This is a genomic window from Bradyrhizobium sp. MI1.7 (genome assembly GCF_055811795.1).
In genome coordinates this window covers 91,758-117,130 of the sequence record NZ_JBVVPO010000010.1, presented here as the reverse complement: position 1 = coordinate 117,130, position 25,373 = coordinate 91,758, and the positions used below count along the sequence as shown (strand labels likewise).

The 25,373-nt window shown below is 64.7% G+C and carries 21 protein-coding genes; 18 read left to right on the top strand and 3 right to left on the bottom strand.

Going from position 1 to position 25,373, the window contains the following annotated elements; translation table 11 throughout:
- Positions 1-17: 17 nt before the first annotated feature.
- The 3 genes from AC0L3X_RS12755 (at position 18) to AC0L3X_RS12745 (ending at position 5,328) form a co-directional block, all read left to right on the top strand.
- Positions 18-3,488 carry an ATP-binding protein gene (locus AC0L3X_RS12755; RefSeq protein WP_063985370.1) on the top strand — a complete coding sequence of 1,157 codons (3,471 nt, stop codon included), beginning with the start codon at positions 18-20 and terminating at the stop codon, positions 3,486-3,488.
- The gene (locus AC0L3X_RS12750; protein ID WP_063985369.1) at positions 3,485-4,279 is read left to right on the top strand and encodes a protein-L-isoaspartate O-methyltransferase family protein; all 795 of its coding nucleotides are present in this window, start codon (positions 3,485-3,487) and stop codon (positions 4,277-4,279) included. The genes AC0L3X_RS12755 and AC0L3X_RS12750 overlap by 4 nt, the downstream gene beginning before the upstream one ends.
- 95 nt (positions 4,280-4,374) lie before the next feature.
- The gene (locus tag AC0L3X_RS12745; RefSeq protein WP_063986670.1) at positions 4,375-5,328 is read left to right on the top strand and encodes a DUF6492 family protein; all 954 of its coding nucleotides are present in this window, start codon (positions 4,375-4,377) and stop codon (positions 5,326-5,328) included.
- A gap of 9 nt (positions 5,329-5,337) precedes the next feature.
- Here AC0L3X_RS12745 and AC0L3X_RS12740 read toward each other — a convergent pair whose 3' ends face one another.
- On the bottom strand, positions 5,338-6,405 hold the full coding sequence (locus AC0L3X_RS12740; RefSeq protein ID WP_063985368.1) for an endo-1,4-beta-xylanase: 1,068 nt from the start codon (positions 6,403-6,405) through the stop codon (positions 5,338-5,340).
- A gap of 353 nt (positions 6,406-6,758) precedes the next feature.
- Between AC0L3X_RS12740 and AC0L3X_RS12735 the strand changes: the two genes are divergently transcribed.
- Complete coding sequence (locus tag AC0L3X_RS12735; RefSeq protein ID WP_063985367.1) at positions 6,759-8,195, top strand: lipopolysaccharide biosynthesis protein; 1,437 nt, start codon at positions 6,759-6,761, stop codon at positions 8,193-8,195.
- A gap of 8 nt (positions 8,196-8,203) precedes the next feature.
- Here AC0L3X_RS12735 and AC0L3X_RS12730 read toward each other — a convergent pair whose 3' ends face one another.
- On the bottom strand, positions 8,204-8,938 hold the full coding sequence (locus AC0L3X_RS12730; protein WP_063985366.1) for an SDR family NAD(P)-dependent oxidoreductase: 735 nt from the start codon (positions 8,936-8,938) through the stop codon (positions 8,204-8,206).
- 10 nt (positions 8,939-8,948) lie between these two features.
- The gene (locus AC0L3X_RS12725) at positions 8,949-9,989 is read right to left on the bottom strand and encodes a LacI family DNA-binding transcriptional regulator (protein WP_063985365.1); all 1,041 of its coding nucleotides are present in this window, start codon (positions 9,987-9,989) and stop codon (positions 8,949-8,951) included.
- A gap of 192 nt (positions 9,990-10,181) precedes the next feature.
- Here AC0L3X_RS12725 and AC0L3X_RS12720 point away from each other — a divergent pair, with 192 nt between their 5' ends.
- The 14 genes from AC0L3X_RS12720 (at position 10,182) to AC0L3X_RS12655 (ending at position 25,228) form a co-directional block, all read left to right on the top strand.
- A complete protein-coding gene (locus tag AC0L3X_RS12720) occupies positions 10,182-11,483 on the top strand; it encodes an ABC transporter substrate-binding protein (RefSeq protein ID WP_063986669.1) in 1,302 nt (433 codons plus the stop codon).
- A gap of 61 nt (positions 11,484-11,544) precedes the next feature.
- Entirely contained in the window at positions 11,545-12,432 is an 888-nt protein-coding gene (locus AC0L3X_RS12715; protein ID WP_063986668.1) for a carbohydrate ABC transporter permease, read from the top strand.
- 4 nt (positions 12,433-12,436) lie between these two features.
- Positions 12,437-13,264 (top strand): carbohydrate ABC transporter permease, encoded by an 828-nt coding sequence (locus tag AC0L3X_RS12710; protein ID WP_473316432.1) that lies wholly within the window; start codon positions 12,437-12,439, stop codon positions 13,262-13,264.
- 8 nt (positions 13,265-13,272) lie between these two features.
- Positions 13,273-14,277: a zinc-dependent alcohol dehydrogenase family protein gene (locus tag AC0L3X_RS12705; protein ID WP_063985363.1), complete on the top strand. Its 1,005-nt coding sequence runs from the start codon at positions 13,273-13,275 to the stop codon at positions 14,275-14,277.
- Positions 14,278-14,283: 6 nt separating this feature from the next.
- Entirely contained in the window at positions 14,284-15,357 is a 1,074-nt protein-coding gene (locus tag AC0L3X_RS12700) for an ABC transporter ATP-binding protein (protein ID WP_063985362.1), read from the top strand.
- Positions 15,354-16,304: a sugar kinase gene (locus AC0L3X_RS12695; protein ID WP_063985361.1), complete on the top strand. Its 951-nt coding sequence runs from the start codon at positions 15,354-15,356 to the stop codon at positions 16,302-16,304. The genes AC0L3X_RS12700 and AC0L3X_RS12695 overlap by 4 nt, the downstream gene beginning before the upstream one ends.
- A complete protein-coding gene (locus AC0L3X_RS12690) occupies positions 16,301-17,338 on the top strand; it encodes a tagatose 1,6-diphosphate aldolase (RefSeq protein WP_063985360.1) in 1,038 nt (345 codons plus the stop codon). Before AC0L3X_RS12695 ends, AC0L3X_RS12690 begins: the two co-directional genes overlap by 4 nt.
- Positions 17,339-17,386: 48 nt before the next feature.
- The gene (locus tag AC0L3X_RS12685; RefSeq protein WP_063985359.1) at positions 17,387-18,514 is read left to right on the top strand and encodes a mandelate racemase/muconate lactonizing enzyme family protein; all 1,128 of its coding nucleotides are present in this window, start codon (positions 17,387-17,389) and stop codon (positions 18,512-18,514) included.
- A gap of 245 nt (positions 18,515-18,759) precedes the next feature.
- Positions 18,760-19,992, top strand: a complete 1,233-nt coding sequence (locus AC0L3X_RS12680; protein WP_063985358.1) for a branched-chain amino acid ABC transporter substrate-binding protein — start codon at positions 18,760-18,762, stop codon at positions 19,990-19,992.
- Positions 19,993-20,111: 119 nt separating this feature from the next.
- Entirely contained in the window at positions 20,112-21,059 is a 948-nt protein-coding gene (locus AC0L3X_RS12675) for a branched-chain amino acid ABC transporter permease (protein WP_028158956.1), read from the top strand.
- Positions 21,056-22,336: a branched-chain amino acid ABC transporter permease gene (locus AC0L3X_RS12670; RefSeq protein ID WP_063985357.1), complete on the top strand. Its 1,281-nt coding sequence runs from the start codon at positions 21,056-21,058 to the stop codon at positions 22,334-22,336. Before AC0L3X_RS12675 ends, AC0L3X_RS12670 begins: the two co-directional genes overlap by 4 nt.
- Positions 22,333-23,103 (top strand): ABC transporter ATP-binding protein, encoded by a 771-nt coding sequence (locus tag AC0L3X_RS12665; protein WP_063985356.1) that lies wholly within the window; start codon positions 22,333-22,335, stop codon positions 23,101-23,103. The genes AC0L3X_RS12670 and AC0L3X_RS12665 overlap by 4 nt, the downstream gene beginning before the upstream one ends.
- Complete coding sequence (locus tag AC0L3X_RS12660; protein ID WP_063985355.1) at positions 23,103-23,798, top strand: ABC transporter ATP-binding protein; 696 nt, start codon at positions 23,103-23,105, stop codon at positions 23,796-23,798. Before AC0L3X_RS12665 ends, AC0L3X_RS12660 begins: the two co-directional genes overlap by 1 nt.
- Positions 23,799-24,013: 215 nt before the next feature.
- Entirely contained in the window at positions 24,014-25,228 is a 1,215-nt protein-coding gene (locus tag AC0L3X_RS12655) for an ABC transporter substrate-binding protein (RefSeq protein WP_371496415.1), read from the top strand.
- The last annotated feature ends 145 nt before the right edge of the window (positions 25,229-25,373 follow it).

Genomic DNA, 25,373 nt, shown 5'->3' with positions numbered 1-25,373 from the left:
GGTCGGGCAGAATCACCATGCTGGAGAATGAACCTGTTACGGGGACGGAAGGCGGGTTGAAGCGCTGGCTCGAAGGCGTCGGTCTTGGACATTACACCGATCTCTTCGCGCAGCACCGCCTCGATCTCGATGTGATGGGGGACCTGACGGAATCCGACCTGGTCGAGCTCGGATTGCCGCTCGGCGATCGCAAGCGGCTTCAGCGCGCGATGTCGGCGCTATTCCACGCTGAGACCGCCGAGAAGCCCGATACGGCCGCGCGCCCGCAAGTCCGGGCGGAAGTCGGTGCCGAACGGCGTCAGCTCACCACCATGTTCTGCGACATGGTGGATTCGACCTCGCTGTCGGTGCAGTTCGATCCGGAAGACGTGCGCGACATGATCGCGAGCTTTCGCGAGACCTGCGTCCGCGTGGTGAAGCATTACGAAGGGTTTGCCGCGCGCTTCGTCGGCGACGGTATCCTTGTCTATTTCGGCTATCCGACCGCGCATGAGGACGATGCCGAGCGATCGGTGCGCGCCGGGCTCGAGATCGTGCGGGTGCTGTCGACCGCGCGCGCGATCGAGCCGCGCGGTGCGCTGAGCCACGCCCCCGCCGTCCGCATCGGGATCGCAACCGGTCTCGTCGTGGTCGGCGACCTCGTTGGCCAAGGCACCGAGGAGCGCGATTCCGCGGTCGGAGAAACCGTCAATCTCGCCGCACGCCTGCAAGGTCTGGCGCCGCCCAACGGCGTCGTGATCTCGGCCTCGACACAGTCGCTGCTGAAGGGCAAGTTCGACTACCGCAATCTCGGTGTCCATGCGCTGAAGGGCATCTCGGAGAAGACGCAGGCCTGGCACGTGGTGCGCGCCTCGCGGGCGGAGACCCGCTTCGCCGCTTCCATGGGCGGGCGGTTGACGCCGCTCGTCAACCGCGAGGAAGAGATCGCGCTGCTGATGGGGCGCTGGCAGCAGGTCAAGGACGGCGACGGCCAGGTCGTGGTCAAGTTCGGCGAGCCCGGCATCGGCAAGTCGCGCATCATCCAGGAGATATTCGACCGGATCGCGGGCGACCGCCATGGACACGTCTCGTTCCAGTGCTCGCCCTACTACACCTCCACGGCGTTCTATCCGTTCTCCGAGCAGCTCAAATTCTCGCTCGGCCTCGACCGCGAGGATCCATCCGCGACGTCGCTGGCGGGTCTGGAGACCGCGATCGCCGCCGCCCATGGCGACATCGAGCAGGTCACGCCGCTGTTTGCCGCGCTGCTGTCGATCCCGACCGGAGACCGCTATCCGCCGCTCGACCTGTCACCGCAGCAGCAGAAGGATGCGACCGTCGCCGCGCTGGTCAATCATTTCCTCGGCCTTGCGCGCGACATGCCGCTGGTGATCGCGCTTGAGGATCTGCACTGGATCGACCCGACCTCCCGCGAGGTGATCGACCTCCTCGTCGCCCGGGTGCAGAACCAGCCGGTCCTTGTCATCATCACCGCGCGCTCCGAATTCCAGCCGAGCTGGAACGCGCATTCGCACATCACCACGCTGGTGCTGAACCGCCTGAGCCGGCAGCTGCGCACGACGCTGGTCGAGCGCGTCGCGGGCCGCGAGCTTCCCAAGGAGGTGGTCGAGGAGATCATCGTCAAGACCGACGGCGTGCCGCTGTTCCTGGAAGAGCTGACCAAGACCGTTCTCGAATCCAACCTCCTGACCGAGCGGCACGGGCGCTACGTGCTGTCGGGCCCATGGCGGCAGCTCGCGATCCCGGCGACCCTCACCGACTCGCTGATGGCGCGGCTGGACCGGATGGGACCGTTCAAGCGCATCGCGCAGATCGGCGCCACCATCGGTCGCGAGTTCTCCTACGCGACGCTGCACGCGGTCGCCAATACGCCGGCGGAGCAGATCGAGGCCGCGCTCAATCATCTGGAGGAGGCCGGGTTGATCATGCGCCGCGGCCATCCGCCCGGCGCGCTCTACTCCTTCAAGCACGTGATGATCCAGAACGCCGCGCACGACAGCCTGCTGCACAGCGAGCGGCGCAAGCTGCATTCGCGGATCGCGCAGGTGCTCGCCGAGATGTATCCGGAGAAGACCGAGCGCGAACCGGAGCTGCTGGCCCATCACCTCACCGAATCCGGCCAGAGCGAGGGCGCCGCCAGCTTCTGGCTCAAGGCCGGCAAGCAGGCGGCCAAGAGCGGCGCCAATCTGGAGGCGATCGGGCATTTGCGCCGGGGCTTGAGCGTCGTGCAGGCCAATGCGCGCATGCAGGGCGCCGACGAGATGGAGCTGGAGCTGCGCATCGCGCTCGGCAACGCTTTGATTGCCGCCAAGGGCTACGCCGTGCAGGAGGTCGAGGAAAACTACATCCGCGCGCTCGAGCTCGGTCAGCAGCTCGACGACGACGAGAAGGCCTTCGCCGCCACGCGTGGGCTCTGGGTCTGCCATTTCATCCGTGCCGATCTCAGCCGCGCGCACGATCTCAGTGTCGAGCTGTTGAAGTTCGCCAAGCGCGAGCGGCTGAACGAGCGCACGCAGCCGGCGCAGCAGACCGGCTATCTGATCGAGGCGCACCGCTCGATCGCGATGACGATGCTCTATCGCGGCCGTTTTGCCGCCTCCCAGCACCATCTGCACCGCTGCATCAACCTCTACAGTCCCGATCTGCACTCCGATCTGATGGAGCGGCACGGTACCGATCCCGGCGTCGTTTCGCTGTCCTATCTCGGCTATCTCCTCTGGTTCCTCGGCCGGCCGGACGCGGCGCGCCAGCACAGCGAGCAGGCGATCGCGAATGCCGAGAAGATCCGCCATCCCTTCACGCTCGCCTTCGCGCTCGTGTTCGGCGCCTATCTGTGCCAGCATTTGCGCGACGTCGAGGGTACGCGCGACCACGCCAACCGCGCCATGATCATCGCCACTGAGCACAATTTCCTGCACTGGAAGCAGCAGGCGGCGATCCTGCGCGGCTGGGCGCTGGCCCAGCTCGGCGAGGCCGACGAAGGTCTCAGCCAGATGCGCCTCGGCCTCGACGAATACGAGGCGATGGATTCCTGGCTCGCCGGCTGCTGGTTCCGCTGCCTGCTTGCGGAAGCCTATGCCAAGGTCGGGATGCGCGATGCCGCCTTGCGCGCGCTGGACGGCGCGCTCGCGACCGCGAGACGGACCGGCGATCACTCCTATCTCGCCGAGGTCTATCGGCTGCAGGGCGAGATCACGATGTCGGACGGTGATCCGGCATCGGTGCAGGAGGCCGAGGACCTGTTCGCCCTGTCGCTGGAGACCGCGCGCAAGCAGGGCGCGCTGTCATGGGAGCTTCGGACCGCCGTCAGCCTTGCGCGGCTGTCGCACCAAGCCGGCAAGCGCGAGCACGCAAGTCTTCTGCTTTTGCCGATCGTCGGCAAGTTCAGCGAGGGCTTTTATACTCCGGACCTGAAGCAGGCGATGCAGCTCCTCAGCGAGCTCGGCGGAGACGTGCCCGTCCTTGAACAGGCCGATGCGATGAAATGAGCGATCTTGCCGCCGCGCGTGCGCGCTACGTCGAGTTGATTGCGAAGCGAGAGCGGATCTCCTCACCACGCCTGCTCGAAGCGCTCGCCGCCATCCCGCGCGAGGATTTTCTGGCGAAGGGACCCTGGCGTATCAAGAGCGAGGCGGCGCGCGGCTACCGGCTGACGCCGGATGCCGATCCCGTTCATCTCTACGACAATGTGCTGGTCGCGATCGATGCGCGCCGCAAGCTCGACACCGGGCTGCCGAGCCTGTGGGCGCACTTCATCGATCTGCTCGACGTCGGGGAGAAGGACCGCGTGGTCCAGATCGGCTGCGGTCTCGGCTATTTTTCCGCGGTGTTGTCGAAGATCGTGGGGCCCAAGGGCACGGTGCATGCAATCGAATGCGACGGGCGGCTTGCGGCGCGTGCCGCGAATTACCTTCGCCCCTATCGCAATGTCGAGGTCGTGCATGGCGATGGATGCGAGGAGATCGGCGAGCCCGCCGACGTGATCATCGTGCATGCCGGCTTCCCGCACCCGCATCCGCTCTGGCTTCAGTCGCTCCGCCCGCACGGCCGCCTCCTGGCGCCGCTGACGCAGCGCGACCGCGAGGGCGCCGCCCTCAAGATCACGCGCAAGGGCAGGGGGTTCGAGGCCGAGGCGGTGCAGCAGATCCGGATCTTCCCCGGCCAGGGTCGCGGTGTGACCGCACTGGACGACCGCGTCGCCGACTGGTGGCAGCGCGCCTCCGCGCTGGCGCCACTGCGTTTTCGCGCCATCGAGCAGGGGCTGCCGTCGGATGGCTAATGCTTGGTTTCGTTTTACCTTGATTCCGTTTGTGAGTTTCCAGCATCTCGCGGTGCGGCTATGAGTGCGGCTTGATGGCCATTCGAGCGCGCTCCATGCATTCCGTTGCCCTGCTGACCGCCAGCTACGCCAAGGATATCGAACGCTTTTCGCTGCTCAGCGAGAGCATCGACACCTGGCTCTCGGGATACACGCGGCATTATGTTCTCGTTAACGATGAGGACGTGCCGCTGTTCGCGCGGTTCGCGTCCGACAAGCGCGTCATCGTTCCGGCCTCGAATTATCTGCCGAAATGGCTGTGGGCGCTGCCGCCGGCGCTTCAGTTCCTCAGCAAGCGCCGGGTCTGGCTGTCGCTGCTGTCGTCGCCGGTGCATGGTTGGCACATCCAGCAGATCCTGAAGATCGCCGGCGTGCTCAACGCATCCGAGCAGCGCGTCTGCATCCTGGACTCGGACAATCTGTTCTTCCGCGAATTCGACGTCGGCCAATATGCCGGCGCCGAGAAGACGCCGCTGTTCGTCACCCCGAAGGACATCGGCGCCGACCATCCGTTGCACGGCCTGTGGCTGCGCACTGTCGATCAGCTTCTCGGTATCAAGGAGCGCTCGTTCCCCGCCGACGACTATGTCGGCAACGCGCTGGTCTGGGACCGGGACACCGCGCGCGCGATGACCGACGCCATCAAGGCGGCGACGGGCTTGAACTGGGTTCTGGCGCTGTGCCGGAAGAAGAAGTTCTCGGAGTATCTGATGTACGGACACTTCGTCGCGAACTCGCCCGCGCATCTGGCCACCCATCGGGTCACCGAAGACAGCATTGCGGTCTCGCATTGGGACGACACGCCCCTCGACCGTCCCGCCATCGAAGCGATGATGGGCGCGGCCTCGCCCGAACAGGTCGCGCTCTGCATCCAGTCCTATTCGTCGACCTCGATCGACGACATCCGCGACGTGTTCCGCCTTAGCTCGCGGGATCGACGCAGCCCGAGCCTGTCTCCTGAAGATATGGGTGATGCGGCCGAATTCGAAGTGCCGGCGAAGACGCGCTAAGGCCGCGTCTCAGGCGTCTCTCGTGAACTTGCTGATGACGTCCATGAACGGCTTCGGCTTGAACTCGCCGTCGAGCGGCAAGGGGCGGTTCGGCTGCTTGTCCGCGCGGGCGAAGGTGCCGTTGATCCAGCTATAGCGATCCGAGAGGCCCCAGGTCAGGATCGAGCGCACCGGGCCGCTGGTCGAGATCGCGGTCAGGAGGTCGTCGACGCGCTTGGCGACGATGGCGTCGCGCTCCGCCGGATTGCCTGTCAGCTTCTGGTCGTCGACATCGAGCTCGGTGACGAGCACATCGAGGCCCCAGGAGCGCAACTCGGTGACGAATTCGGCGAGCCCATGCGTGTCGATCTCGAGCTCGGCATGCAGATGCGATTGCAGGCCTACGGCGTGCAGTGGCACGCCCTGGTCGAGCAGGTCCATGATCAGGTTGCGGTACGCCGCGCGCTTGGCAATGAACGAGTCCTTCGCCGACTCGATGTCATATTCGTTGATCGCGAGCTTGACGAAGGGATCGGCCGCGGCCGCCGTGCGGAAGGCCAGCGGAATCCAGCGGTTGCCCAGATGCTGCGTCCAGAACGTGTCGCGCCGGTCGGTGATCTTCTTCGGATTGTCCGGGATCGGCTCGTTGACGACGTCCCACGACGTCAGCTTGTCCTTGTAATAGGACACGACGGTGCCGATGTGGTCGACATAGGCGCGCTCGACGTCCTTGGTGTCCTTGATCTGCTTGGTCCAGTCCGGAATGTCGTGATACCAGGCGAGCGCGTGGCCGCGCATCGTCAGATCGTTCTCCCTGGCGAAATCCAGAATCGCGTCGGCGCGCTCGAAGTTGAACGTGTGCGCGTTCGGCCGCAGCATCGGCCATTTCAGCTCGAGCACCGGCACCACCTGGGTGCAATAGGTGCTGATGGCTTCGCCGAGCCTGGGATCGGCTTGCAGGTCCCAGAGCGTCGCCGCAGCGCCAAAGCCCGGACGGCGCTGCGCGAGTTTTGATGCCGGTGCGGCGGACGCCGATGCCCCCGCCGCGAGTGCTGCGGCGCTGCCGAGGAGAAATTCGCGTCTGTCGAGCCTGGTCACGGTGGGACGTTCCTTTGGGAACCAACGCGCCATCGTACCAAGCGGCGCCTTGCGACGCCGGGGTTTCCTGTCGTTGGGTTAACCTTTGCGGATGTCCGGTGCGCAACGCGCGTGGCGCTGCATCGCTGTTCCAGTCTGGATCAGGGTTTCGTGTCGTGATCGCTCGAACCGCCCCAGGGAAAGGGCAAATTTAACGCTAACGCGCGAAAGCGGCCTTCCAGCCTCATTCGCCGCCCGATCTGCAGACTTATGTGACACTCTTGAGAGATGCTGCGGCGCAGTTTGTTCGCCCCGCCAAGGTCATTGATTAACGGCCGTCACCATCGCAACACCGTTGCCGGTCCTGTGCTCGCATGCTGAACCGCCATTTCTCGATTTATCTCGTCGCCTACATCCTGCCCGCAGCGGTGGGTTTCTTTGCGGTCACGGCCTACACGCGGCTGCTGACGCCGGCCGAGTACGGCGTTTATGTCGTCGGCATCAGCCTTGCCGGCATATTGGGCGCGATCTTCTTCGCCTGGATCAAGCTGTCGGTGTCCCGCTATCAGGCGATGTCGGCGGAGGTTGATTTTCGCGGCACGGCGATGGTCGCCTTCGGGCTGACGGCCGCGGTCCTCTGCGCCACCACGCCGCTGGTCATTCTGTTCCGCAGCGACCTCAGCGTCGAGCTGCTGCTCGCCAGCATGTTCGTGGCGATCATGGCCAATGCCGTCGATGTCGGCCAGGAATTCGAACGCGCCAAATTGCGCCCCTATAGGTTCGCGGCGATCTCGATCGTCCGCAGCGTGTCGAGCGTCGGCTTTGGCCTGCTCGGCATCTGGCTCGGCTGGGGTGGGTTGGGACTGCTCGCCGCGTTCGGTCTGGGCTCGCTCACCGGCATCATTCTCAATCTCGTCGGCGACCGCACGAAGATCGCGCGCTTCCAGCGCAGCCAGTTCATGCAGCTGGCGCGCTACGGCCTGCCGCTGACGCTGGCCGGATTGTCCGTTGCGGTCTATTCGGCCTGCGACCGGCTCATCGTAGCCTATTTGCTCGGCAAGGACGCCGCCGGCATTTTCGGCGTCGCCGCCGATTTGCCGCGCCAGTTCATGGTGATGATCGCCTCCAGCGTCGCCGCGGCAACCGTGCCGCTGGTGTTCCGCTCACTATCCGAGAAGAACAGCGAGACGACGCGGGAGCGGCTGAGCGAGAGCCTCGAGTTGCTGCTCGTCGTCGTCGCACCCGTCGCCGTCTGGCTCGCGCTCGCGGCCGACCAGGTCGCGGGCACGCTCGTCGGCGTCGATTTCCGCGCCGGCGTGTCGGCGCTGCTGCCGACGCTGGTGCTCGCGCGCTTCTTCGGCATCGCCAATCAATTCTATGTGCAGATCAGCTTCCAGCTCGCCGAGCGGCCGTTCATGCTGGCGGCGCAGTCGTTCCTCACGCTCGTTTTGAGCGTGGCACTGATGTTTGCGCTGGTCGCCGGCTACGGCCTTTACGGCGCAGCGCTCGCCACCCTCGCCACCGAAGCGCTCGGCTTCGTCGTCGCCGTCGCCCTGATGCACCGCGCCCATCCCGTGCCGTTCGACGTCAACCGCCTCGCCGGCGTTGCGGCTTCGGCTGCGGCGATGGCGGGCGCCATCCTCATTGCGCGGACACAGGTCGGCGGTACCGGTATCGTGGCGTTGATGGTCGTCAGCTCCGCGGGCGGGGTTGCTTACGCCGCTGCGGCCTGGCTGCTCAACGTCGCGAATGTGCGGACGTTGTCGCTGCGCTTCCTGCGGACGTTCAATCGCAAGGCGCTGGGCGTATAGAACCCGCGCTACCCCGCCAGAAAGCCGCCATCCACGGCAATGACGGTGCCGGTCGCATATTGCGAAGCCGGCATGCAGAGGAAGGCAACGGCGCCGGCAATGTCCTCCGGATGTCCCCAGCGCTTGAAGGCAGTGCGGTCGGCGATGCGCCGATAATGCGCAAGGTCGCTGCGGCCGGCGGCGTTGATCGCGGTTTCGATATAGCCGGGCGCGACCGCGTTGACGCGGATGCCTTCTTCGGCCCACTTCAAAGCCAGCGCCTTGGTCAGCATCACGACGCCGCCCTTGCTGGCGCAATAGGCGGGAATCCGCGGCAGCGCCAGCGTCGCGTTCATCGAAGCTATGTTGACGATCGATCCCGTCTGCTCCGCGAGCAGGGGATGAAAGGCCATGCAGGTCCGGAACGTGCCGGTGAGATTGACGTCGAGCACCTTTATGAAGGTCTCGATCTCGAATTCCTTGTCGCGCGCGAGAATACCGGCGCAGTTGATCAGCGCGTCGACGCGCTTGTGTTTCCGGGCGAAGGACGTGACGGCCTCGTCATCGGTGACATCGAGCGTCGCGAGCGTGAGACCCGCGCGCGGTTTGAGGAGGGTGCGGGCAAGATCGGCCTCGTTCGCACCCGTTGCTGTCACTGTCGCACCCAGATCGCAGAATTGATTGCTGATGGCGGCGCCAATGTCACCGGCGCCGCCGATCACGACGGCATGAAAGCCGGGGGCGAGAGAAAAATTCGGATTCATCGGGAATGTCTCACTTCAGGGATTTCGGAGGCGCAGCCGTCGACTCGCGGACGACCAGCGAGAAGTCGATCTCGCGATGCATGATGGTCTGCTCGCCGGCGAGGCTGCGCACCAGATATTCGCCGGCGCGCTGCCAGGTTTCTCCGGTCGGTACGTGGATCGTGGTCAGGCTCGGCCGCAAATGCCGGCTCCAGTCGAGGTCGTCGAAGCCGACCACCGATAGGTCACGCGGCACCGAAAAACCGCTGCGCTCGGCTTCGAGCAGCACGCCATAGGCGATGACGTCGTTGCCGCAGACAACGGCTGTCGGACGGTCCTCGAGGCCCAGGAGATAGCGCGCCGCCTCGCGCGCGTCGTCCAGCGTATAGGGCACCTCGACATGCCATTGCGAAGGCAATTCGAGCCCGTTCTCCGTCAGCGCGCGGCGAAAACCGGCGACGCGCGCGCTGGCGCGGTCGTTGTTGCGCTGGAGCGCCGAGACGATCCCGATGCGGCGATGGCCGAGCTCGATGACATGCGCGGCGGCGCGATGGGCGGCGGCTTCGTTGTCGGTGCCGACGCAAGGATAGGGCCGGTCGGGCTGGTAGATGCCGACATTGATGAACGGTACGGCATTGTCCGCCAGCAGCTTGCGCAATCCGTCGTGATGGCAATCGCCGCGCAGCACGAGGCCGTCGACACCGCGGCTGATCAGATTGCGCGCCTGCTGCAATTCGACGTCGAGATCGTAGCCGCTCGTGGTGAGAAACAGCATGTATCCGACCGACGACAGATATTGCTGCAGCGAGGCGATGCCGCGCGCGAACATCGTGTTGTCGATCGTTGGAACGATTGCGCCAAGCGTGCGCGAGCGGCGTGACGACAGGATGCGCGCCGGCGCATGCGGGATGTAGCCGAGCGCGTCGATGGCCTGCTCGATACGCGCCCGCAAGGAAGGGCTCACCGCGTCGGGGTTGTTGAGGGCGCGCGAGACCGATGCCGTCGAGACGCCGGCGCGGGCCGCCACGGCGCGGATGCCCTGTTTCACAGACTTGGCGTTGGTCAGTCTCATGAATGTAACGTTACATCGGGCGTAGCGAACCGCATGGTAGCGGCAATGTCGCAAATCTGCCGCAGATTGTGCGGCTTGTCCATCGCTTGACACGGCGAATGCGAGGTCTATTTTGTAACCGTTTTCAAGCGCTGCTCAAACGTTTTCAAAATGGTCCGCCAGCTTAAGGCGGCCAGCCGGGAGGAGAGTTCGATGAAGGCCAGGATGCTCGCGACCCACGTCGCGTTGCCCGTTCTCGCGATTGCTGCGGCGACCGCGCAGGCGCACGCCGCCGATTTCGACTGGATGAAGTTCAAGGGCAAGACCGTCACCTTTCTCGCCAACAACAATCCGGTGTCGCAGGCGCTGCTGACCTACAAGGCCGATTTCGAGAAGCTGACCGGCATGACCCTCAAGGTCGACGGCTATCAGGAGCAGCAGATGCGCCAGCGTCTGGTGACCGTCATGAATGCGAACAGCGACGAGGTGGACGTGTTCATGACGCTGCCCTCGCGCGAGGGCGAGCAGTTCGCCGCCGCCGGCTGGTACGGCGATCTCACCGCGATGGCCAAGAACGAGGTGGCCAAGGAATACGACCCCAACGGATTGAGCCAGGCCCTGCTGAAGGCCGCGACCTTCGGCGGCAAGCTGACCAGCATGCCTATGAACATCGAAGGCCCGATCTTCTATTACCGCACCGACATCTTCAAAAAGTGCGGCCTCGAGGCGCCGAAGACGATCAAGGACGTCGAGGCCGCTGCCGAGAAGATCAAGAGCTGCGACAGCACGGTGACGCCGTTCGTCTCGCGCGGCCTCAAGCCCGCGATCGCCTATACCTTCAGCAACATGCTGCACAATGTCGGCGGCAGCTATGTCGCAAACGGCAAGTCGAACCTCTGCTCAGCCAAGGGCAAGGAAGCGCTCGACACCTATAGCCGGCTGCTGCGCGATTTCGGACCGCCTGGCGTCGTCAACTACAGCTTCCAGCAGATTTCGGCGCTCTACCGCGGCGGCCGCGCCGCGATGGCGTTTGAGTCGTCGAATGAATTGCGCACGGTGATGGAAGGCGGCGCGCGCCTGAAGGACACCGGCCTGCTGCCGTTCCCGGCGGGCGATGCCGGCCAGGTGCCGACCACGATCGGCTGGGGCATGGCAGTGTCCTCGCACAGCAAGCAGCCGGATGCGGCCTGGTACTTCGTGCAGTGGGCGACCAGCCCCGAGGTGCAGAAGAAGATGGCGCTTCAGGGCATTGCCCCGCCGCGTCCGTCGGTCGCCAAGGATCCTGAATATCGCAAGTGGATCGACGAGGAGCCGGTGCGGAAGGAATGGCAGGCCGCGCTCGACGTGCTCGCCACCAAGGGCTCCTCCGAGGTCGGCTATCCCATCGTCGCCAATCCGCAATCGCGCGAGTTCATCGGGCAGGCGGTGCAAGATCTGATCCTGAAGCAGAAGACCGTCGATCAGGCTTGCGCGGATGCCGACAAGGCCCTGGATGCGCTAATCGCGCTGAACTAACGGCCTCATGCCGGCAGGCTTGCTGCCTGCCGGCACCCAACTCGATCGAGGATACGAACGCATGTCTGATACGGCTGCGACACTCACGCAGGACCGGCAGAAGCTGGAGATGGCGGCCCTATCGGCGCCGGCCGTGGTCTTCACGGTCGCGATGATCGCGTTTCCGGTCGTCTATACGATCTGGCTCGGCTTCCAGACCTTCTCCTCGACCGGCAAGCAGTCCTTCGCTGGCCTCGCCAATTATTCGAAGCTGATCTCCGATTACGAATTCTGGCACGGGCTGTGGATCACCATTGCGCTATTCGTGCTGTCCTTGGTGCTGCAGCTCGTCTTCGGCGTCTGGTTGGCGCTGGTGCTGTTCCACGCCAAGCGGCTGCCGGGGATCGTGCGCTCGTTGTTCATTTCGCCCTTCATGATGCCGCCGGTGGTGGCGGGCATGATGTGGCTGGTGATCCTCGATCCGTCGCTCGGTGCTGCCAACTATATCCTCCAGTCGTTCGGCCTGCCGCCGTCGGACTGGCTGGCCTCGCCGACCTGGGTCATTCCTACCGTGGCTCTGATCGACAGCTGGCAGTGGACGCCTTATGTCGCCCTGATCGTGCTGGGCGGCCTGCAATCCCTGCCGCCGAGCGTCTACGAGGCGGCGCAGATCGACGGCGCGTCTCCATTCAGGACTTTCCAGCGCATCACGCTGCCGCTGCTGCTGCCGACCATCGTCACCGCGGCGATCCTGCGCAGCGTCGATCTGCTGCGCTTCTTCGACATCATCTACATCACGACCCAGGGCGGCCCGGGCAACGCCTCGAACACGCTCAACATCTACGGCTTCCGGGTCGGCTTCGAATTCTTCAACATCGGCTATGCCAGTGCCCTGATGCTGACGCTGACGGCGATCGTGTTCGGCGCCGTGCTCGCCTTCAATCGCCTCCGCGGCGCGGTGGCCTGGTGATGTCATGAACGATGCCGCCAACACCGACCGCTGGATCCGCTGGCTCAACACGGTGCAGCTCCTGCTCGCCGGCGTGCTCATCATGGCGCCGACGGTCTGGATGGTGCTGTCCTCGTTCAAGCCGTCGTTCGAGGTCACCGCGTATCCGCCGACGCTGAGCTTCTCGCCGACGCTGGAAAACTATGTCGAGCTGACCAGGACCACGCCGTTCCTCAGCTACGCGCTCAACAGTCTCATCGTCACCGTTGGCTCGACCGCGCTCGGTCTGCTGTTTGGAATTCCTGCTGCCTTCGCCGTCTCCTGGACGCGGATTTCGTGGCCGGCCATCCTGACGCTCGCCGCGCGCATGGCGCCCGGCACGTTGTTCCTGCTGCCGTGGTACGTGATGTTCCGGCAGGTCGACATGATCGGCTCCTACACCGCGCTGATCCTCAGCCACGCCGTCATCACGCTGCCGATCGTGATCTGGGTTTTGCTGCCGTCCTTCGACGGCATTCCGCGCAGCGTGTTCGAGGCGGCGCAGGTGGATGGGTGCAGCGCCACGCGCATCCTCTGGCGCATCGCGCTGCCGCTGGTGGCATCAGGCGTCGCCGTCTCGGCGATCCTGGCCTTCGTGTTTTCGTGGAACTACTTCCTGTTTGCGCTGGTGCTCTCCAACGGCGACACCAAGACGCTGATCGCGGCGGCCTTCAACTTCATCGGCGAAGGCTCGACGCAATGGGGCGCCCTCATGGCGGCTGCAACGCTGATCGCGTTGCCGCCGCTGGTGCTGGCGGCCCTGGTTCAGCGCTGGCTGGTGTCCGGACTGACGCTCGGTGCGGTGAAAGGCTAGGTATCGAAATGAACGTGTCGCCCCGTCCGAATTCGATCATGCAGGCCGCGGTCTTCCACGGCAATGACCGTATCACCATCGAGCGCGTCGCGATGCCCGATGTCGGCCCAGGTGAAGTGCTCGTCCGCGTCTCGCGCACTGCGCTGTGCGGCTCCGACTTCAAGCTCTGGCACAAGGGCGCCGAGTTCACCGCCGGCCACGAGATCTTTGGCGTGGTCGAGCAGCCCGGTCATCGCCTGCACGGCCGCCGCTGCGCCGTCTATATCCCTTTGCACTGCGGTCACTGCGCCGCTTGCAAGCGCGGCGACACCCAGATGTGCCTGGACGTCTCCAGTCTGATCGGCTGGAACAGGCCGGGCGGCTATGCCGAATATGTGCCGGTGCCGGAAAACTGCCTGCTGCCGGTGCCCGATGATATCGAGGACAGCCTTGCGCCGCTGCTGCTCGACACCATCGGCACGTCAGGCCACGCCGTGCGCTTCGTCAGCCGCGTCGTGCCGCCGAATGAGGCGGGGCCGGTCCTCGTGATGGGTGCGGGGCCCGTCGGCCTTGGCGTCGTGCTGGCGCTCCGCGCGCTCGGCTACGACGACATCTACGTCGCCGATCCCAACGCCACACGCCTGAAGATCGCCCAATCCTTCGGCGCGAAGGCGCATCCCGTCGGCGACACTTCGAAGCGCTTTGCCCTCATCATGGAATGCTCCGGCGCCCATGCGGCGCGCAACCTCGGCATCGAGCTGGTCCTGCCGCGCGGTGCGCTGGTGCTGGTCGGCGAGAACGCCGCGCCCTGGACCATCGAGGAAGGCAAGGTCTTCCGCCGCAAGGATTTTTACATGATCCGGACCTTCTACTTCCCGGTCTCGGATTTCGAGCCGAATGTCGAACTGCTGCGCAAGTACAAGGACGAATACCGCGTCCTGGTCGATGGCGAGTTCGGCCTGTCGGCTCTGCCAGAGAATTTCGCCCGCTTCGCCAAGGGCGAGCTGATCAAGCCCGTGCTGGCGCTGGACTGAGCGATCATGGCCTCGATCTCTATCCGCAACCTCACCAAGCGCTACGGCAACTTTACCGTGATCCCCGATCTCAATCTGGAGATCGCGGACCACGAATTCGTCGTCTTCGTCGGCCCGTCCGGCTGCGGCAAGTCGACCTTGTTGCGCATCATCGCCGGCCTCGAGCCGATTTCGTCCGGCGATCTCTACATCGGCGACAGGCGCGTCAACGGCGTCCAGGCTGCGCAACGCGATATCGCGATGGTGTTCCAGGATTACGCGCTCTACCCGCACATGCGGGTCTACGACAACATGTCGTTTGCGCTGGAGCTGCGAGGCACGCCGAAGGCCGAGATCGACGCCCGCGTGAAGCGTGCAGCCGCACTGCTGCACATCGAGCCTTATCTGGATCGCAAGCCGAAGGAGTTGTCCGGCGGCCAGCGCCAGCGCGTCGCCATGGGCCGCGCCATCGTGCGCAATCCCAAGGCCTTTTTGTTCGACGAGCCGCTCTCCAATCTCGATGCGAAGCTGCGCGGGCAGGTGCGGGCGGAGATCAAGGCGCTGTCGCAGGAGCTGAAGACCACCATGGTCTTCGTGACGCATGACCAGATCGAGGCCATGACCATGGCCGACCGGATCGTCGTGCTCCAGAGCGGCACGATCCAGCAATACGATACACCGGAGACGGTTTACGAGCGGCCCGCCAACCAGTTCGTCGCCGGCTTCATCGGCTCGCCCGCGATGAATTTCTTCCCGGTCGAATGGCGTCAGGAGCGCGCGATCCTGTCGCAAGGCGGAACGGTGGTGCCGCTGGACGGCGAGACCGCTGGCTGCCTGAGCAAAGCCGGCAACGCCGTGCTGGGCATTCGCCCCGAACACTTTGCCATCGCCACTGATGCCGCCGATGGCATCGCCATCAACGTCAAGCTGGTCGAGCCGCTCGGCTCGGACACGCTGATCCATTTCGATCTCGCCGGCGGCTCCGCCATCGCGCGGGTCGATCCGGCGCTGCGGCCGAAGGTTGGTGATCGCATCAATCTGCGCCCACAGTCGGGCAAGACGCATTTGTTTGCTGCATCCAACGGACAGGTCCTGCGGTGAGCGCGCCGGCCAATATAGTGGATCTCGCGGACGTTGCGTCCGGCACGAAGCCCGTGCACGTGATCTGCCTCGGGCTATCCGCGCTCGACCAGGTCTGGCGCGTCGATCGGCCATTCGCGGGTGGAAGCGAGAAGATCAAGGCCGTCGAGTACGGTACGCTTGGCGGCGGCATGGCCGCCAATGCGAGCGTCGCGGTAGCGAAGCTCGGCGCGTCCGTCGCGTTCTGGGGACGGGCAGGGAATGACGCCGCCGGCCACGAGATGAAATCGGCCTTCACCGCTGAAGGCGTCGATGTCGAGAATTTCCGGCTGTTCCCCGATGGCCGCTCGTCCGTGTCCGGGGTCATCGTCGACAACTCCGGCGAGCGGCAGATCGTGAATTTCCGTGGCCTTTACCCGGAGACCGCAGACTGGCTTTCGCTCGAAGCTGTCGCGCGCGCATCCTCCGTGCTGGCCGATCCGCGCTGGGTCGAGGGTGCCGCGACGCTGTTTCGGGAAGCGCGATCGCGCAACATCCCGACGGTGCTCGACGGCGACATGGCCGATGCCGAGGTATTCGAGCGGCTGCTGCCCTTGACCGATCACGCCATCTTCTCCGAGCCTGCACTCGCCGCCTTTGCCGGCTCGGCCGAAGATAAATCTCTCGCAGCCCTTGCGCGCTTCGGCTGCCGCGTCGTCGCCGTCACGCGCGGCGAGGGCGGCGTGAGCTGGCACGAGAACGGCCAACTGCACCGGCAGGCCGCCTACGCCGTCGACGTCGTCGACACCACGGGCGCGGGCGACGTCTTCCACGGCGCCTATGCGCTCGCAATCGGCGCCGGCCTCGACGTGCGCGCCGCCATGGCGTTTTCGGCGGCGACGGCCGCCATGAAATGCCGCCACGCCGGCGGCCGTAACGGAATCCCCGAGATCAACGAGTGTCTTGTATTCATGAGGACGAAGCCATGAGAACGATTGGAAAGAACCGCGGCCTGGCACGGCTTGCTGACGCGGATGGCCATTTTCGCATGGTCGCGCTGGATCAGCGGCCGCCATTGTTCGACGCCATTGCAAAGGCGAAGGGGATCACGCGGGATCAGGTCGAATATTCCGACGTCACGGCGGCCAAGCGTCTCCTGGTCGAGAACCTCGCACCGCATTGCAGTTCGATGCTGTTCGACCCGAACTTCGCAGTGCCTGCCGCTATCGACCTGCTGCCGCCGCGCTGCGGCCTGATCATGACGCTGGAAGAGCACCGCGTTGAGGAAACCGCGGGCGGCCGCAAGTCGCGCGCGATCACCAATTGGAGCGTGGAGAAGATCCGCGCGATGGGCGGCGACGCCGTCAAGGTGCTGGCCTGGTACCGGCCGGACGCCGATGCCGCGGTGAACGAGCACCAGAAGCGCTTCGTGCGCGAAATCGGCGAAGACTGCGCCCGTCACGATATCCCTTACGTGCTCGAGTTGCTGGTCTACCCGTTCCTCGGCAGCGCCAATCACACGGCCGATTACGTGGAATCGCCCGGCAAGCTCCCGGGCCTCGTCATCGACAGCGTGCGCGAATTTGCCAAGCCCGAATATGGCGTCGATCTCCTCAAGCTGGAGAGCCCGCTTGCAGCCAACAGCCTGCCGGCGCGTGACGGCAGCGCGGAAGCAAAGGCGTCGCAGAAGGAGTTCGATGCGATCGGCGAAATCTGCCGCGAACGCAGCATCCCCTGGGTGTTGCTGTCGGGCGGCGCTGCGCCTGAAAAGTTCGAGCGCGTGCTCGACTACTCCTATGCCGCAGGCGCAAGCGGTTTCCTGGCGGGCCGCACCATCTGGCTGGATGCCGTCCTGAAGAACTTTCCGGATCGCGCAGCGGTGTCGGCCAGCCTGCGCAAGGATGGCCTTGGGGTGCTGGAACGGCTCAATCAGCTGACCACGGCCAAGGGCACGGCGTGGAAGGCGCGCTTCCCGGTGTTCGCTGATATCAAGCAGGAAGGTGACTTCGCGCGCGCCTACTGAGATGGTAACGGTCCCGCGTGGTCTCACCTCGGTCGCAGGACCTGCAATATGACGACTGACAGCTTCACGATCCGCTCGATCGAGGCGTTCTGCTATCGCTATCCCTTGGCGACGCCGGTGGTGACGTCGTTCGGCAAGATGCTCAACCGACCGGCCGTCTTCGTTCGCGCAGTCGACGAGGACGGTGTCGAGGGATGGGGCGAAGCCTGGTCCAACTTTCCTGCACCGGGCGCCGAGCACCGTGCCCGGCTTGTCAACGAAGTGCTGGCTCCGGGCCTTGTCGGGCGCAGGTTCTACGGCCCCGCCCAGGCTTTCGAGGTCCTGACGAAGGGTACCGAAGTGCTGGCGCTTCAATGCGGCGAGCCCGGTCCGTTCGCGCAGGCGATTTCGGGCATCGATCTCGCGCTGTGGGATCTCTCCGCGCGCCGGCAGCGCTTGCCGCTGTGGCGGCTTCTCGGTGGGCAGTCGCGCAGGATCAAGGTCTATGCCAGCGGCATCAATCCGGGCGGCGCCGCGCAGGCGGCCGAAGCCGCGCTCGCGCGTGGCCATCGCGCGTTGAAGCTGAAGGTCGGCTTCGGTGCCGAGACCGACCTCGCCAATCTGGCCGCGCTGCGCGCGATCGTCGGTGCGGGCATGCTCGCTGCCGATGCCAATCAGGGCTGGTCGGTCGATCAGGCGCTGGAGATGGTGCCGCGGTTGGCCGCGTTCGATCTGCGATGGCTGGAGGAGCCCATCCGCGCCGACCGGCCGCGCGAGGAATGGCGCAGGCTGCGGGCAGCCGCGAAAATGCCGATTGCCGCGGGCGAGAACATTTCGAGCGTCGAGGGATTCAAGGACGTCCTGGCCGAAGACGTGCTCGGCGTCGTTCAGCCCGACATCGCGAAATGGGGCGGGCTGAGCGCATGCGCTGGCGTCGCGCGCGACATTCTGAAGGCGGGCAAGACGTTCTGCCCGCATTATCTCGGCGGCGGCATCGGACTGCTTGCCTCGGCGCATCTGCTTGCGGGCATCGGCGGCGACGGCTGGCTCGAGGTCGACGCCAACGATAATCCGCTGCGCGACCGGTTCTGCGGTGCCGTTGCCAATGTCACTGATGGTACGATCGTCCTCGGCGAGGAACCGGGGCTCGGATTCACGCCAGACCTGTCGGGAATCGCGAACTATCGCAGCCTGTAGACGGCTGCGACACCTGCGTCGTCAGGCGCCGCGCAGGCCAGTTTCCCCTTGCGTTCTATTCCTCGTCGCGGAAAGCTGCCGGCGAGACGGGCAGCCGCCTTCACATTTCATAACGATGGCCGGAGCCATGTCTCGCCGAGCTTGAAAATCAAAGTTCGTTCTGCTCATTAGGGATCTGCAATTGCGCTGCAACATGCGCAAAAAGCCCATCGACTAAAGTCGATAGCCAGCGAGGAAACGAAAAAATGCGCAAGCTCACTTTGGCCATTGCCGTGATCGCCCCGATGCTCGGTCATGCCGCGTCGGCTGAGGACACCCTCAAGATCGGCTACATCGATCCGCTCTCCGGCGGTGGTGCCAGCGTCGGCGAGGGTGGTCTGAAGACATTCCAGTATCTGGCCGACGAGCTCAACGCCAAGGGCGGCATTCTCGGCCACAAGATCGAGATCGTGCCGCTCGACAACAAGACCAATCCGCAGGAAAGCCTGGTGCAGGCCCAGAAGGCGATCGACGCCGGGGTCCACTACATCACGCAAGGCAACGGCTCGTCCGTCGGCGCGGCGCTGTCGGATTTCGTCACCAAGAACAACACGCGCAATCCCGGCAAGGAAGTGCTGTACTTCAACTACGCCGCCGTCGATCCCAGCCTGACCAACGAGAAGTGCAGCTACTGGCATTTCCGCTGGGATGCGAGCTCCGACATCAAGATGGAGGCGCTCACCAACTACATGAAGGACACCGCCTCGATCAAAAAGGTGTACCTGATCAACCAGGACTATTCGTTCGGTCAGTCCGTCCGCTCCGACGCGCGCAAGATGCTCGGCGCCAAGCGGCCCGACATCCAGATCGTCGGCGACGAGCTGCATCCGCTGCTGAAGGTCACCGATTTCTCGCCCTATATCGCCAAGATCAAGGCGTCCGGCGCCGACAGCGTCGTCACCGGCAATTGGGGCCAGGACTTCGCGCTGCTGCTCAAGGCTGCCGCTGACGCCGGCCTGAAGGTCAACTGGTACACCTATTATGCCGGCGGCGCCGGCGGCCCCACTGCCGTCAAGCAGACCGGTCTCGATCATCAGGTCTTCCAGATCACCGAAGGCTTTGCGAATTCCGGCAACAAGACCGCGATGGATTACGAGAAGGCGTTCCGCGCCAAGGTCAATCTGTCGCTCTGGTACCCGCGTGCGGTCAACGAGATGCGCATGTTCAAGGCGGCTGCTGAGAAGGCCAACTCGATCGATCCCGTGAAGGTGGCGGCGGCGCTCGAGGACCTGAAGTTCGAGGTCCTGGACGGCGGCAACGGCATCATGCGCAAGGACGACCACCAGTTCCTTCAGCCGATCTACATTTCCTCCTTCGGCAAGCTGACCGAGAATGAGCCCTTCGACGAGGAAAACACCGGCTGGGGCTGGCACCTCGTCTCCAAGGTCGACACGGCGCAGGCCATGGTCCCCACGACCTGCAAGATGGCGCGGCCGTAATCACGACATCCGTCGTTTTCCCGCGGCCGACATCGGTCGCGGGAAGGCGGTGGCCGGACTATTCTTGATTGGGCGATGTTCACCGGGGCCATCAGGCCCCGGACAGAGACGAGTGCGCTGTGCTTGAACTCATTGTCATTTCGACCCTGAACGGCGTGCTGTTCGGCATGCTGCTCTTCCTGCTGTCGAGCGGGCTGACCGTCATCTTCAGCATGATGGGCGTGCTCAATTTCGCGCATGCCAGCTTCTACATGCTCGGCGCCTTCTTCGGCTTCCAGCTCACCAAGTGGATCGGCTTCTGGCCGGCGCTGGTGCTGGCGCCGCTGCTGGTCGGCGCCATCGGCATGGCGGTGGAGCGCTACGGCCTGCGCAACACCCACAAGCACGGCCATGTCGCGGAACTGCTGCTGACCTTCGGTCTGGCTTTTGCGATCGAAGAGATCGTGTCGATGATCTGGGGCAAGAGCCCGGTCGACTACCGCGTGCCGTCGTTGCTCGACTTCCCGGCCTTCACGATCTTCTCGACCAACTATCCCGCCTACAAGATCTTCATGCTGGCCGTGTCGGTCGTGATCTTCGTGGCGCTGCTGGTCGTGCTCAAGCGCACCCGCGTCGGCCTGATCGTGCAGGCGGCGCTGACGCATCCGCACATGGTCGGGCATCTCGGCCACAATGTCGGGCGGGTGTTCATGGTGGTGTTCGGCGTCGGCAGCGCGCTCGCCGGCATTGCCGGCGTCATCGCCGGTCCGGCCCTGGTCACGCAGTCGGACATGGCCGCGGCGCTCGGGCCCATCCTGTTCGTCGTCATCGTGTTCGGTGGCCTCGGCTCCTTGCCCGGTGCTTTCATCGCCTCGCTCGTCATCGGACTGGTGCAGACCTTTGCGGTGGCGCTGAACGGCTCGCTGGCGAGTGCGTTCGGACCGCTCGATCCGTCGACGGGACCGTCGGTCCTCACCGACATCTGGAACGTCACAATCGCGCAGGTCGCGCCGATCGTTCCCTATATGCTGCTGGTGCTCATTCTGATCGTTCGCCCCATGGGCCTGATGGGGACGCGCGAGTCATGACCGCCAAACCGATTTCGACATCGAAGCCCGCCGGCGACGGCCTGCGCTTCTACGGCGTCTGGCTGATCGGCATTGCCGCGCTGATCGTCCTGCCGCTGATCTTCTCCTCCGGCGGCTCGCTGACGTCCTTCAGCCTGATCGGCATCGCGATCGTCTTCGCGCTCTCCTACAACATCCTGCTCGGCCAGACCGGACTGCTGTCGTTCGGTCACGCCGTTCACTATGGTCTTGGCGGTTTCGCGGCCTGCCACATGATGAATGCGGTGGTGTCGCACGGCTGGCCGATCCCGCTGCCGTTCATTCCGCTGTTCGGCGGGATCGGCGGTCTCGTCTTCGCGATCATCATCGGCTGGGTCATGACCAAGCGCGCCGGCACCGTGTTCGCGATGATCTCACTCGGCATCGGCGAATTGGTGGCGTCGTCCTCGCTGATCCTGCGTTCGGTGTTCGGCGGCGAAGCCGGCATCACCACGGATCGCACGGCGCTGCCCAAGATGTTCGGCTGGTCGTTCGGGCCGCAGGTTCAGGTCTATTACCTCATCGCGTTCTGGCTGGTGCTGTCGGCGATTGCGATGTACGCGCTGACGCGGACGCCGCTGGGGCGGATCAGCAACGCGGTCCGCGACAATCCCGAGCGCGTCCAGTTCATCGGCTACGATCCTCACGTCGTCCGCTATCTCGCCTATTGCTTTGCCGGGTTCTTCGCGGGCGTCGCCGGCGGCCTGACCGCGATCAATTTCGAGATCGCGAACTCCGCGCTGCTCGGTGCGATCCAGTCTGGCCTCGTGCTGTTCTCCACCTTCATCGGCGGCATCGCCTATTTCTTCGGGCCGATCCTCGGCGCGATCCTGGTGACCTATCTCCAGCTCGGGCTGACAGGCCTCACCAGCGTCTGGCAGCTCTATTTCGGCATCATCTTCATCGGCATCGTGATGTTCGCGCCGGGCGGCATCGCCGGCCTGTTGATGATGCACCGGCCGCTGGTTCGCGCCGGAACGCTGTGGACGGTGATCCCGTCCTATCTCGTCGCTGTCGTGCCGACCCTGGCGCTCGCCTGCGGCGTCATCCTCACCATCGAGACGGTCGCGCGCTATTCCGGCGGCGACCCGATCAACCTGTTTGGCATTCCGTTCAATGCGAAATCCCCGGTGACGTGGATTTCCGCAGCAGTTCTCGTCGTCGGCGGTGCGTTCGTCGCGCGGCTGAGCTGGCGGAGGATCGCGGACGCGTGGGACAGGGCTGCGACGGTCGCCCGTGACCGGGGGTATCTGGCATGAGCGGAGCGGTACCCGGAAAAAGCGCAGCCATCGAAGTCCGCGCCGTCGAAAAACGCTTCGGCAATGTCGGCATCATCCGCGACCTTAACCTCAGCGTCGCGAAAGGCGAGCGTCACGCCGTCATCGGTCCGAACGGCGCCGGAAAATCCACGACGTTCAATCTGATCAGCGGCCACATCAAGCCGACCTCGGGCGAGGTGAAGCTGAACGGCGATGTGATCTCCGGCCTGCGGCCGTTCGAGATCAACCGGCGCGGCCTGTCGCGCTCGTTCCAGGTCACCAACGTGTTCGCCCGCATGTCGGTCTGGGAGAACGTCCGCTGTGCCGTGCTGTGGGCGACGGGGCATCGCTACGCCTTCTGGAAGAACGTCGACAGCCTGCCGGAAGTGCGCGAGCGCACGGCCCAGATCCTGGACGACATCCATCTCACGCACCGGCGCGATGTTCCGGCGGGACTTCTGACCTACGCCGAGCAGCGCGAGCTCGAGATCGGCATCACCATCGCGAGCGGGGCCACGGTCGTCATGCTCGACGAGCCGACCGCCGGCATGAGCCACGCCGAAACCGACCGCGCGGTGTCGCTGATCCGGCGGCTGACCGAGGGCAAGACCCTGGTCATCGTCGAGCACGACATGAGCGTCGTGTTCGGCCTTGCCGACCGCATCTCCGTGCTGGTCTACGGCCACATCATCGCCTCGGGCACGCCGGAAGAGATCCGGCGCGATCCGAAGGTCAAGGAAGCCTATCTCGGCGAGGAAGCGCATTGATGCTCGAGGTCAGGGATCTCCACGCCTATTACGGCAAGAGCCACATCCTCCAGGGCGTCGACCTCGATGTCGCCGCAGGCGAGGTCGTGAGCCTGCTCGGCCGCAACGGTGTCGGCCGCTCCACCACGGTCAAGGCGATCATGGGCGAGGTCGCGCCGCAAGGCACGATCCGCTTCAAGGGCAAGGACATCGCCGGCCTTCCCAGCTACAAGATCGCGCACCTCGGCCTCGGTTATGTCCCTGAACATCGCGATATCTTCCCGAGCCTGACGGTTCGCCAGAACCTGCTGCTCGGCGTCAAGGACACGCGCCGCCCCGGCAAATGGCGGCTTGAGGACATGCTCGAGATGTTCCCCAATCTCGCCGCGCGTGCCGATACGGCCGCGGGCGTGCTGTCCGGCGGCGAGAAGCAGATGCTCACGACCTGCCGGACGCTGATGGGCGATCCGGACCTCATTATGATCGACGAGCCGACCGAAGGTCTGGCACCGCTGATCGTGCAGCAGGTCGGCGATCTCATCGCGCGCATCGCGCAGGCCGGTGTCGCCATCCTGCTCGTCGAGCAGAAGCTGTCAATCGCGATGCGGATCTCGAAGCGCGTCTACATCATGGGCCACGGCCGCGTCGTGTTCGAGGGGACGCCGGACGAGCTCAAGGCCAATGCCGCCGTGCGCCAGGAATGGCTTGAGGTCTGACGCTCACATTGTCGTGTGACGCGCGCGTAAAATAGAACGGCTGCAAGCCGCGCATACGCATCTGAATTCTTCGCTACATCTCACGCTTCATAATCAAGGTATCGTCGCACTCGCCGGCATCGCAATCGATGCGGACGATGATAACCAAGAAGAAAGTGGAGGGCGCCGGCGGCAGCTGTGAGCTCGCGCGTCGATGCGTCTTGCCTGGGAAGGAGATGCCGAGCATGCCGGGAAGACAACTGGTCCGCGGAGTCGTTGCTCTGCTTGCGGCGCTGGGCGCCACTTCGGCCGCGATGGCCGGAAACTACGACACCGGCGCGACCGACACGTCGATCAAGCTCGGGCAGACCATGCCCTACTCGGGACCGGCCTCCGCGTATTCCGCGATTGGCCGCGCCGAGATCGCCTATTTCAAGATGCTCAACGACAAGGGCGGCATCAACGGCCGCAAGGTCGAGCTGCTCAGCATGGACGACGGTTATTCCCCGTCGAAGACGGTCGAGCAGGTTCGCCGCCTCGCCGAGGGCGACGAGGTGCTGGCGATGTTCTCAATGCTCGGCACCGGTCCCAACATCGCCGCGCAGAAATACCTCAACGCCAAGAAGATCCCGCAGCTGTTCCCGTCGAGCGGCGCCAGCCGCTGGAACGATCCGCAGCATTTTCCCTGGACCACCGGTTCGCAGCCGACCTACCGGACCGAAGGCCGCATCTATGCCAAGTGGATTCTTGCGAACAAGCCGAATGCCAAAATCGCCGTCATCACGCCGAACGAAGATCCCGGGCGCGACTATCTCGCCGGCTTCAAAGAAGGGTTAGGGGAGCACGTCAACCAGATCGTGTCCGAGGCCACCTACGAGACATCGGATCCGACCGTCGACTCCCAGATCGTCAAGTTCAAGGCCGCCGGCGCCGACGTTGTTTTCAACGAGTGCACGCCGAAATTCGCGGCGCAAGCGATCAAGAAGATCGCCGAGCTCGGCTGGAAGCCGCAGATCATCCTTCCCGCCGTTTCCAACTCCGTCGGCTCCGTGCTGGTGCCGGCCGGGCTCGACAATTCCGTCGGCATCGTCACCGGTGCTTTCCAGAAGGATCCCGGTGATCCGCGCTGGGAGAATGATTCCGGCATGAAAGCCTGGCGCGAGTGGATGAAGACGTACAATTCGAGCGCCGATCCGGCCGACGTCTTCAACGTCACCGGCTACACCATGGCGCAGATCATGGAGCTGGTGCTGCAGCGCGCCGGCAACGACCTCACCCGCGCCAATTTGATGAAGCAGACGCAGTCGTTCAGGGATGTCGAATTGCCGATGCTGCTGCCGGGCATCAAGCTCAACACCTCGGCCGAGCAGGTGACGCCGATCCGGCAGTTGCAGATGGCGCGCTTCAACGGAAAATCCTGGGAGCTGTTCGGCGACGTGATCGGCGAATAGGATCGACGCAATGTGACGGGGGGGGGGGGGGCGCCCCCCCCCCCCCCGGGCCCCAAATAATAGGGCCAACCAACCGAGAAACCGCAGACACACACCCGCCCCCCCCCCCCGCAGCCCCCGGGGCGGAGAGCGCGCGAGGCGGGGT

What these genes read in the sequence shown, in the direction of transcription:
- AC0L3X_RS12665 (WP_063985356.1), top strand. Translation starts at nt 22,333, where the DNA reads ATGAGCGGAGCGGTACCCGGAAAAAGCGCAGCCATCGAAGTCCGCGCC.
- AC0L3X_RS12710 (WP_473316432.1), top strand. Translation starts at nt 12,437, where the DNA reads ATGAACGATGCCGCCAACACCGACCGCTGGATCCGCTGGCTCAACACG.
- AC0L3X_RS12745 (WP_063986670.1), top strand. Translation starts at nt 4,375, where the DNA reads ATGCATTCCGTTGCCCTGCTGACCGCCAGCTACGCCAAGGATATCGAA.
- AC0L3X_RS12720 (WP_063986669.1), top strand. Translation starts at nt 10,182, where the DNA reads ATGAAGGCCAGGATGCTCGCGACCCACGTCGCGTTGCCCGTTCTCGCG.
- AC0L3X_RS12690 (WP_063985360.1), top strand. Translation starts at nt 16,301, where the DNA reads ATGAGAACGATTGGAAAGAACCGCGGCCTGGCACGGCTTGCTGACGCG.
- AC0L3X_RS12725 (WP_063985365.1), bottom strand. Translation starts at nt 9,989, where the DNA reads ATGAGACTGACCAACGCCAAGTCTGTGAAACAGGGCATCCGCGCCGTG.
- AC0L3X_RS12680 (WP_063985358.1), top strand. Translation starts at nt 18,760, where the DNA reads ATGCGCAAGCTCACTTTGGCCATTGCCGTGATCGCCCCGATGCTCGGT.
- AC0L3X_RS12715 (WP_063986668.1), top strand. Translation starts at nt 11,545, where the DNA reads ATGTCTGATACGGCTGCGACACTCACGCAGGACCGGCAGAAGCTGGAG.
- AC0L3X_RS12660 (WP_063985355.1), top strand. Translation starts at nt 23,103, where the DNA reads ATGCTCGAGGTCAGGGATCTCCACGCCTATTACGGCAAGAGCCACATC.
- AC0L3X_RS12735 (WP_063985367.1), top strand. Translation starts at nt 6,759, where the DNA reads ATGCTGAACCGCCATTTCTCGATTTATCTCGTCGCCTACATCCTGCCC.
- AC0L3X_RS12655 (WP_371496415.1), top strand. Translation starts at nt 24,014, where the DNA reads ATGCCGAGCATGCCGGGAAGACAACTGGTCCGCGGAGTCGTTGCTCTG.
- AC0L3X_RS12670 (WP_063985357.1), top strand. Translation starts at nt 21,056, where the DNA reads ATGACCGCCAAACCGATTTCGACATCGAAGCCCGCCGGCGACGGCCTG.
- AC0L3X_RS12730 (WP_063985366.1), bottom strand. Translation starts at nt 8,938, where the DNA reads ATGAATCCGAATTTTTCTCTCGCCCCCGGCTTTCATGCCGTCGTGATC.
- AC0L3X_RS12705 (WP_063985363.1), top strand. Translation starts at nt 13,273, where the DNA reads ATGAACGTGTCGCCCCGTCCGAATTCGATCATGCAGGCCGCGGTCTTC.
- AC0L3X_RS12755 (WP_063985370.1), top strand. Translation starts at nt 18, where the DNA reads ATGCTGGAGAATGAACCTGTTACGGGGACGGAAGGCGGGTTGAAGCGC.
- AC0L3X_RS12750 (WP_063985369.1), top strand. Translation starts at nt 3,485, where the DNA reads ATGAGCGATCTTGCCGCCGCGCGTGCGCGCTACGTCGAGTTGATTGCG.
- AC0L3X_RS12685 (WP_063985359.1), top strand. Translation starts at nt 17,387, where the DNA reads ATGACGACTGACAGCTTCACGATCCGCTCGATCGAGGCGTTCTGCTAT.
- AC0L3X_RS12700 (WP_063985362.1), top strand. Translation starts at nt 14,284, where the DNA reads ATGGCCTCGATCTCTATCCGCAACCTCACCAAGCGCTACGGCAACTTT.